Raw genomic sequence first — 7,643 nt, 5'->3', positions numbered from 1 at the left:
CGATGATGGCAGCGATGATAGTCGCAATAGTCGCGCGCCAGCGCAGGGGCTGCGAGGGTCGTTGAGATCAGCGCGGTGGCTGCGAGCAGGGTCAAGGTCTTCATGGGTCTCTCCGGGATTGTTGTGCGCGGTCAACTAACTGTGAGGGCAGAAGTTCCGCGGCCTCCCACGGATGAACGACGCGGCGATGTCGCGTGGTTAACGATCACGATCGATCCATTTAGGAACCGGAGATCACGCCGAAGGTTGGGCTGCCGTCATCAATGGATTCCGGCGATCATCGATCCCCGGATTCCCTGATAATCACGGATGAGGCGCTCAACCTTGACAAACGTCACCACATACCAGCCCGACACGCCGCTGCGCTCGACCGCGCAGATTGCCAGCCATCCGATCCATCCGATGCTGGTGCCCGTTCCGATCGTCTGCTTCGTCGGCGCGCTGCTGACCGATCTCACTTATTACGCCACGGCCGACATGATGTGGGCGGACTTCTCCGCCTGGCTGCTCGTGGTCGGCGTCATCATGGGCATGCTCGCGGCGATCGCGGGCCTGATCGATTTTCTCGGCAACCGCCTGATCCGGGCCCAGGCGCCGGCCTGGCCGCACATGATCGGCAATCTCGTCGTGCTGGTGCTCGCGACCTTCGACGCGCTGGTGCATACGCGTGACGCCTGGACATCGGTGGTTCCGACCGGGCTGATTCTGTCGATCATCACCGTGTTGATCCTGCCGGTCACCGGATGGCTCGGCTGGTCGATGGTGTACCGTCACGGGGTGGGAGTGGTTCGATGAGCATCGCGGTGGCGCGCATGTCGCGGAACGTACGTCTGGGTGGCCTCACATTGCTGTGCGGCGCGCTGCTGTCTCTCGGCGGCTGCGATGACGGCAGTGGCGATCCCCGGGCGGAAATCGGGCCGAACCCCACGCTGCCGCCGTTGCAGCAATATCTGGTGCCGCCCATGCACATCGCCCGAGTGGTCGGTTGGAAGCAGGGGGAGACGCCTTCGGTCCCGCAAGGACTGAAGATCGAGCCGCTCGCCACCGGGCTGCAACACCCGCGTTCGCTCTATGTGCTGCCCAATGGCGACGTCCTGGTGGTGGAATCGAAGGCGCCCCCGGCAGCCGCAATCAAGCGGCCGAAGGACATCGTCATGGGCTGGATTGAATCCTGGGCGACCTCGGGAGGCGATACCGGACCGAGCAACCGGATTACGCTGTTGCGCGACAGCAAGGGCAATGGAACGCCGGACGTCAGGAGCGTGTTCCTCGATCATCTCAATTCGCCCTTCGGCGTTGCTCTGGTCGGCAACGATCTCTACGTCGCCAATACGGACGCAATCGTTCGCTATCCCTATAATACAGGCGACACCAAGATCACCGCGCCCGGCACCGTCCTGGCGCCGTTGCCGGGCGGACCGATCGATCACCACTGGACCAAGAGCCTGGCGGCGAGCCCGGACGGGTCGCTGCTGTATGCCGGCGTCGGCTCCAACAGCAACATCACCGAGAACGGCATCGAGGCCGAGAAGAACCGCGCCGACATCCTGGAAGTCAATCGGACCACCGGCCGCTGGCGCATCTTTGCCAGCGGGCTGCGCAACCCGAACGGCTTGAGCTTCGAGCCGCAAAGTCACGCGCTGTGGACGGTGGTCAACGAGCGCGACGAACTCGGTCCCGATCTGGTGCCCGACTACATGACCTCGGTGAAGGACGGCGCCTTCTACGGCTGGCCATACAGCTATTTCGGCCAGCATCTGGACCCGCGGGTGATGCCGCAACGGCCCGACCTGGTCGCAAAGGCCATCGTGCCGGACTATGCCCTGAGCTCGCACGTGGCGCCGCTTGGCCTGGCCTTCAGCGCCGGCAGCAGCCTTCCGGACGCCTATCGCAGCGGCGCCTTCGTGGGTGAGCACGGCAGTTGGGACCGGCAGGTTCTGAACGGCTACAAGGTCGTGTATGTGCCGTTCAGCGACGGCAAGCCCAACGGCATGGCGCAGGACGTCGTGACGGGTTTCCTGAACAGCGATAACCAGGCCCGGGGCCGCCCTGTCGGGCTGGCAATCGACAAGTCCGGCGCCCTGCTGATCGCCGACGACGTCGGCAACACCGTGTGGCGCGTCTCATCGGCGGCCAAGCCGAACGTCAACGCCTCGCGCTGAGCGGGGCAGCATCAGCCGGGGAACTGCGCGGCACGAATCGCATTGATGAGTCATGACCGCCACCATCGACATTCTCGACAGACCGATCCTCCGGATCAGGGAAACCTGTGAGATGGTCGGTGCCGACGAAAAATTCAATCGGGCGCTGCCCGAGCTGGAGACCTATCTGGAGGCCGAGGTGGCCGCTGGCGAGACCAGCGAAACCCGGCTGACATATCACGGGCTCTGCTTTCTCAAACAGACATTTGAAAAGTACTAGCGGCATACCGCGCCGCAGCGCACCGGGCGCAGCGCGGGCCGAGGAACGCTCGTTCGGTCTGCCGATTGACTCCGACCGTCTAAAAGTCCCATCCCAAAGGAGTGTCACATGGATATCAAGGGCAAAAAGATCGCGATTCTCGCCACCAACGGTTTCGAACAGTCGGAACTCGAAGTTCCCCGCGACCGGCTGAAGCAGGCGGGCGCAACCGTCGACGTCATTTCGCTCAAGCCGGGTGAAATCAAGGGCTGGGACATGAAGGACTGGGGGCGGCCGGTGAAGGTCGACAAAACGCTCGATCAGGTTTCCGCATCCGACTATGACGCCGTGGTGCTGCCGGGCGGCCAGATCAATCCGGACCTGCTCCGGGTCGAGCCAACCGCGCTCGGATTCATCAAGGATGTCTTCGAGGCCAAGAAGGTGGTGGCGGCCGTTTGCCATGCGCCATGGCTCCTGGTCGAAACCGGCATCGCGAAGGGGCGCAAGATGACGTCGTACAAATCCATCAAGACCGACGTGGCCAATGCCGGCGCCAAATGGGAGGATTCCGAGGTGGTCGTCGACCAGGGCGTGATCACGTCGCGCAACCCGGGTGACCTCGAAGCCTTCAGCGCGAAGATCATCGAAGAAGTTGCAGAGGGCCGTCACGCCAAGCGCAGTGCGGCCTGAGTAGCCGATCGGATGGCCGGACACCCGCGTCCGGCCGTTCGGCTGTCTTCCGCCGGCGCGACCTTGGGACCGGCAACGTAATCAAAAATTCATGCAACTTGGCACGCAAAGGTTTGTTGCTTCTTCACAGGGGCTTTACTCACAAGGAGATCCAACATGCGTGCGTTATTACTCGCGGGAACGGCGGCTCTTGCACTGAGCACCGTCGGCTCGGCCGTATGCGCCGAGAACAGCAACAACCAGGTCAACCATCAGAATCTGCGCGCCAGCCTGACCCAGATGCTGCAGAAATCCGGTTACACCGATATCCGGGTCGCACCGTCCTCCTTCGTGGTGCGGGCCAAGGACAACGATGGCCATCCCGTCGTCATGTCGATCAGCCCCGACGAATTTTCAGAAGTGACGACCTCCGGCCGCATGGCGGACAATAACTCCAGTCGGATGGCCGATGGCACGACCGGCAATGCCGCAAGCTCGAACAACGCTGGAAGTGAGTTCGTCAGCATCCCCGAGCAGGACGACCTCAGCTCGAAAGTCGTCGGGTTGGACGTCTACAACAACGACAACAAGGATATCGGCACGATCAAGGACATCGCCCTGAATCCGGACGGCCGTACCGGTGCCTATATCGTGTCGGTCGGCGGCTTCCTCGGCATCGGCGATCACTATGTCGCGGTCAATCCCTCCGATGTGAAGGTCACCTATAACGACAGCGACAAGAAGTGGCACGCCAGCATGAATGCGACCGCCGATCAGCTCAAGGCGGCGCCTGAATTCAAGTATACCGGGCGCTGGAACAGCAGCCGGACTTGATTCGATCGGAATGGTCACGGGGGGCTGATGACAGGTTCCCCGTGCCAGCCGCGCCGTGGTTCGTCCACAGACTTGAACGAACCAGGCATTGTCCTACGTATCAATAGCAGATGGGCGGCAGGGCTTGGCTCGGGAGGCCGCTGAGCGTGCTGTTCGAGCGACTGCCGGCTGTTTGTCCGGGCTCGCGTGACCTGACTGGCGCACGGAGGGGACTCGTGCGGGAGCGTTGCGGGAGCCAAAGGCAGGAGGCTTCCATGACGGCCAAGAGAAATCACCGAAAGCACACTGTCTCGTTTGATGCGCGGCTGCGACAAGCGGCGGAGGAGGCGCGGGCACAGGCGGAGAAACTTCCGCAAGGGCCGGAGCGCGACAGCTTGCTGAAGAAGGCAAGCCAGGCGGAAATCGCGGTGCGGATCAATCAATGGCTGACGTCGCCGAGACCGGCATCGCCGCACAACCCGCCAAAAAATAACTCCGGCCCAAATAGAACAGGCCCGGACAGGCGTGCTGTGGCGCCCGTTACGGCGCGACACCCTCCGGAAAGCTGAAAATCTCAAACTCGCTGCCGCGGGCGATCCCGATCAGTGTCATGCCGCACGCCTGCGCCGTGCGCACTGCGAGCGCGGTCGGGGCCGAGACGGCGATCAGGATTGCGCTGCCGATCGCGGCTGTTTTCTGCACCATCTCGACGGAGACGCGACTGGTCAGGATGACGGCGCCGGTGTCGCCCGCGATGGCGCCGCCTGCGAGTGCGCCGGCCAGTTTGTCCAGCGCGTTATGACGGCCGACGTCCTCCCGCACCATCACCGGTCCATCGTCGGGCAGATAGAAGCCGGCGGCGTGCGTGGCGCGGGTTGCCCGGTTGAGATCCTGGCGATCGCCCAACGCCGCGACGGCGCGCCCGATCTGGTCCGCTCGCATCGAGATCCTGCGGTGGAGTCGCGGAACGGGCCTGACCGCTTCGCTCAGGCTTTCGACGCCACAAAGGCCGCAGCCGGTCGGTCCGACCAGCCGGCGCTGCCTTGCCTTGAACTGCCGGCCACGATCGGGCTGCAGCCACATGCGCAGTTCGATGCCGTCGGTGGCGGCCACGATGTCGAGCTCCTCGATCTCGGCGGCGCTGCGAACGATGCCCTCCGTGAGGCTGAACCCGAGCGCAAGGTCGGCCAGGTTGGAAGGTGTCGCCATGACCACGGCAACCGTGGTGCCGTCATACACCAGCGCCACCGCGCATTCCTCGGCGATCGTCCGCCGCGCGACCGCCCTTTCATGGTCGAGGCGGAGCACGTCCACCGCGGCAGGCGGCAACGCGACGAGGTCGCGGGGAGGGACATGCGAGCCGTGCATCGCCGTGGGCTCCTGATGATGACCGTCAATCGACGCGTGAGCGGTCGCAAGGTTCCACGAGCTCAGGAACTTCAAGACAACACAACACCACGACCAATGCGCCCGCGGATGCTGCAATCCCTTCAGGAGGCCGCTCAGCGCGGGTGCCGATCATCACCTTCAATCCGCTGCGCGAGAGCTTCTGGCCGGCCGCGTATCCTCGACGCCGCGTTCATTGATCAGCACACGGCGGGCGTCGAGGAGTTTGCCGCGTCCTGCCGGCAGCAGAACTGGGATGAGCTGGAGCACGCCTCGGGCCTGAGCCGCCAGGCCATGAGCGAAGCCGCGGACGTCTGCATGGCATCGAATGGCGTGATCGCGAACTACGGCATGGGCGTAACGCAGCACCGGCACGGGGTCGAGACGGCCAGGATGATCGTCAATCTCCTGCTGCCGCGCGGCAACATCGGCAAGCGGGGCGCCGGCATCTCGCCGATCCGCGGCCATTCCAACGCGCAGCGCCAGCGCACGGTCGGGATCAGCGAGAAGACCAAGCTCGTGCCGTTCGACAGGCCTGCCGAACCCTATGATTTCGAGCCGCCGCGCTGGGATGCCTGACCACGATCGATGCCTGCGACGGCATTCTCAAGGGCGAAGTGCGCGGCTTCGTCAGCCTCGGCGGAAATTTCCTGCGCGCTGTTCCGGAGCACCCGTTGATGGAGCCGGCCTGGTCGGAGTTGCGGCTGTCGGTGCAAATCGTGACCAAGCTGAACCGTAGCCACATCGTGCCGGGCGAGGTCACTTACCTTCTGCCATGCCTCGGTTGGATCGAAATCGATCAGCAGGCGAGCGGACCACGGGCTATTTCGATAGAGGATTCCACGGCGTGCATTCACGGCTCGCGCGGGCAACGCAATCCGGTGGCGGAGACGCTGCTGTCGGAGCCGAAGATCGTCGCGGCGCTGCCGGCCGCGAAATCGGTTCCGGTGCGGAGCTCGAAAGAGGTCGTGCCGGAATATCGCAGACGAGGAAATCCCGATTTCGTCGGGATGATCCGCGAGCCGGCCCTGTATGGCGTTTCCGAGGGTTCGAATCGCATCGGCCGCGCCACTCTACGCAAGAACAGGCCGGGCTGTCCCGGAGTTGCCGATTCTTCGATGTTGCTCGCCAATGTAGTCCGCTCCACGACTACGGACCAATTGACTTGACGACGGCGGGCGCTCGTCATAATCTAGCCAGATATTCTAGCTAGTGAGAAACGAGAGCATGGCCCATCGCAGCTGGTCGGTGCAGGACGCGAAGAATCGCTTCAGCGAGGTGGTCGAGGCCGCGCGGCGTTTGCCGCAGACGGTCACCAAGCACGGCAAGCCCGCCGTAGTCGTCATGGACGTGGAGGAGTACGAGCGCTTGCGCCACCTCGAACGCGCGCAGGCACCATCCTTTGTCGATGCGTTGCTCGCCATGCCGCGGGATGATGGCGATTTTCCGCGCCGCAATGTGCGGATGCGCGATCTCGATCTCTGATGTTTCTGATCGATACCGTCACGCTATCCGAACTGCGCAGGCGGGAACGCGATCCGATGGTCGTCAAGTGGTTCGAACGGCAGCGCGCGACCGATCTTTTCCTCAGCGTCATCAGCATTGGCGAAATAGAGCGCGGCATTGCGCGACAGCGCACGATTGATCCAGGATTTGCGGGCGCTCTTGCGGGCTGGTTGGACCGCGTCCTGACCCTCTACGGCGAGCGGGTCGTGCCATTCGACCTGCGAGCCGCGCGGCGTTGGGGCTCCCTGAGCGCCGGCCTCGGCAACGACAGCGCCGATCTCATGATCGCGGCCACGGCGCTCGAACACGGGCTCACCGTCGTAACGCGCAACGTATCGGATTTCGAGCCAACCGGTGTCGCCGTCCTTGATCCGTTCAGTCGCCGGCCGAACCGGAAGTCATAAAGGACAATGCTCCCACTACTCGTCGAGGCCTTGGGTCATTGAGTGCAGCGCCGAAGCAGTGCCGCTGTACCATTCACCTCGCTATGTCGGGAAGACAACCTCCCGCGAGGCGCAGTACAAACTCGCGGGCGGTCGCACACTCTCGGCTTTTGGCGTGTGTTAGGCTCCGCCATCATAGCGCCACGGCGAAGCAATAGTGCCCGTCTTCATCGGCCGTGGTGCGCCATTTTTACGCCAGAACACCCAGAATCATCCCGAAACGCTCGTTTCTGCGATTCCTCGCTCCCCAGCGGTCCGACCGTTCCGAGCAGTGACTAATTCGCCGAGGAACATCCTAGTCCGCAGGCGGCCCGGCGAGAGCGCGGCGCACTGCGGCGGGTTCGTTCGCAATAATGGCGAGCAAGATGCGCGCGGTGCGGTCGGGGCGGCGGCGGCCTTGTTCCCAGGCATGTATTGCGGTCACGT

At 63.6% G+C, this 7,643-nt stretch carries 10 protein-coding genes; 9 read left to right on the top strand and 1 reads right to left on the bottom strand.

Annotated elements, in window-relative coordinates; translation table 11 throughout:
- The first annotated feature begins 324 nt into the window (after positions 1 to 324).
- The 5 genes from WCB02_RS01530 to WCB02_RS01510 all read left to right on the top strand — a co-directional run bounded on the left by WCB02_RS01530 (position 325) and on the right by WCB02_RS01510 (position 3,903).
- Positions 325 to 795 carry a DUF2231 domain-containing protein gene (locus WCB02_RS01530; protein ID WP_423955589.1) on the top strand — a complete coding sequence of 157 codons (471 nt, stop codon included), beginning with the start codon at positions 325 to 327 and terminating at the stop codon, positions 793 to 795.
- Between the two features lie 17 nt (positions 796 to 812).
- Positions 813 to 2,162 carry a PQQ-dependent sugar dehydrogenase gene (locus tag WCB02_RS01525; protein ID WP_423955592.1) on the top strand — a complete coding sequence of 450 codons (1,350 nt, stop codon included), beginning with the start codon at positions 813 to 815 and terminating at the stop codon, positions 2,160 to 2,162.
- Between the two features lie 52 nt (positions 2,163 to 2,214).
- The gene (locus WCB02_RS01520) at positions 2,215 to 2,421 is read left to right on the top strand and encodes a hypothetical protein (protein ID WP_423955587.1); all 207 of its coding nucleotides are present in this window, start codon (positions 2,215 to 2,217) and stop codon (positions 2,419 to 2,421) included.
- Between the two features lie 108 nt (positions 2,422 to 2,529).
- Positions 2,530 to 3,090 carry a type 1 glutamine amidotransferase domain-containing protein gene (locus WCB02_RS01515; RefSeq protein WP_423955584.1) on the top strand — a complete coding sequence of 187 codons (561 nt, stop codon included), beginning with the start codon at positions 2,530 to 2,532 and terminating at the stop codon, positions 3,088 to 3,090.
- 156 nt (positions 3,091 to 3,246) lie between these two features.
- A complete protein-coding gene (locus tag WCB02_RS01510; protein WP_423955581.1) occupies positions 3,247 to 3,903 on the top strand; it encodes a PRC-barrel domain-containing protein in 657 nt (218 codons plus the stop codon).
- A gap of 519 nt (positions 3,904 to 4,422) precedes the next feature.
- Here the strand turns inward: WCB02_RS01510 and fdhD are convergent.
- Positions 4,423 to 5,325, bottom strand: coding sequence for a formate dehydrogenase accessory sulfurtransferase FdhD (fdhD, locus tag WCB02_RS01505; RefSeq protein WP_423955579.1), 903 nt, complete (start codon positions 5,323 to 5,325; stop codon positions 4,423 to 4,425).
- Between the two features lie 237 nt (positions 5,326 to 5,562).
- Between fdhD and WCB02_RS01500 the strand changes: the two genes are divergently transcribed.
- From WCB02_RS01500 to WCB02_RS01485, 4 genes are read left to right on the top strand one after another with little or no spacing between them, the layout of a single operon-like run.
- The gene (locus tag WCB02_RS01500) at positions 5,563 to 5,847 is read left to right on the top strand and encodes a hypothetical protein (RefSeq protein ID WP_423955577.1); all 285 of its coding nucleotides are present in this window, start codon (positions 5,563 to 5,565) and stop codon (positions 5,845 to 5,847) included.
- 38 nt (positions 5,848 to 5,885) lie between these two features.
- On the top strand, positions 5,886 to 6,437 hold the full coding sequence (locus WCB02_RS01495; protein ID WP_423955575.1) for a hypothetical protein: 552 nt from the start codon (positions 5,886 to 5,888) through the stop codon (positions 6,435 to 6,437).
- A 58-nt stretch (positions 6,438 to 6,495) separates the two neighbouring features.
- Positions 6,496 to 6,753 carry a type II toxin-antitoxin system Phd/YefM family antitoxin gene (locus tag WCB02_RS01490; protein WP_423955572.1) on the top strand — a complete coding sequence of 86 codons (258 nt, stop codon included), beginning with the start codon at positions 6,496 to 6,498 and terminating at the stop codon, positions 6,751 to 6,753.
- On the top strand, positions 6,753 to 7,178 hold the full coding sequence (locus WCB02_RS01485; protein ID WP_423955569.1) for a type II toxin-antitoxin system VapC family toxin: 426 nt from the start codon (positions 6,753 to 6,755) through the stop codon (positions 7,176 to 7,178). The genes WCB02_RS01490 and WCB02_RS01485 overlap by 1 nt, the downstream gene beginning before the upstream one ends.
- Positions 7,179 to 7,643: the final 465 nt, after the last annotated feature.

This window comes from Bradyrhizobium sp. (assembly GCF_049581145.1).
Lineage (GTDB): Bacteria > Pseudomonadota > Alphaproteobacteria > Rhizobiales > Xanthobacteraceae > Bradyrhizobium.
The sequence above is the reverse complement of the archived record's forward strand: the minus strand, read 5'-3'. Positions and strand labels throughout refer to the sequence as shown.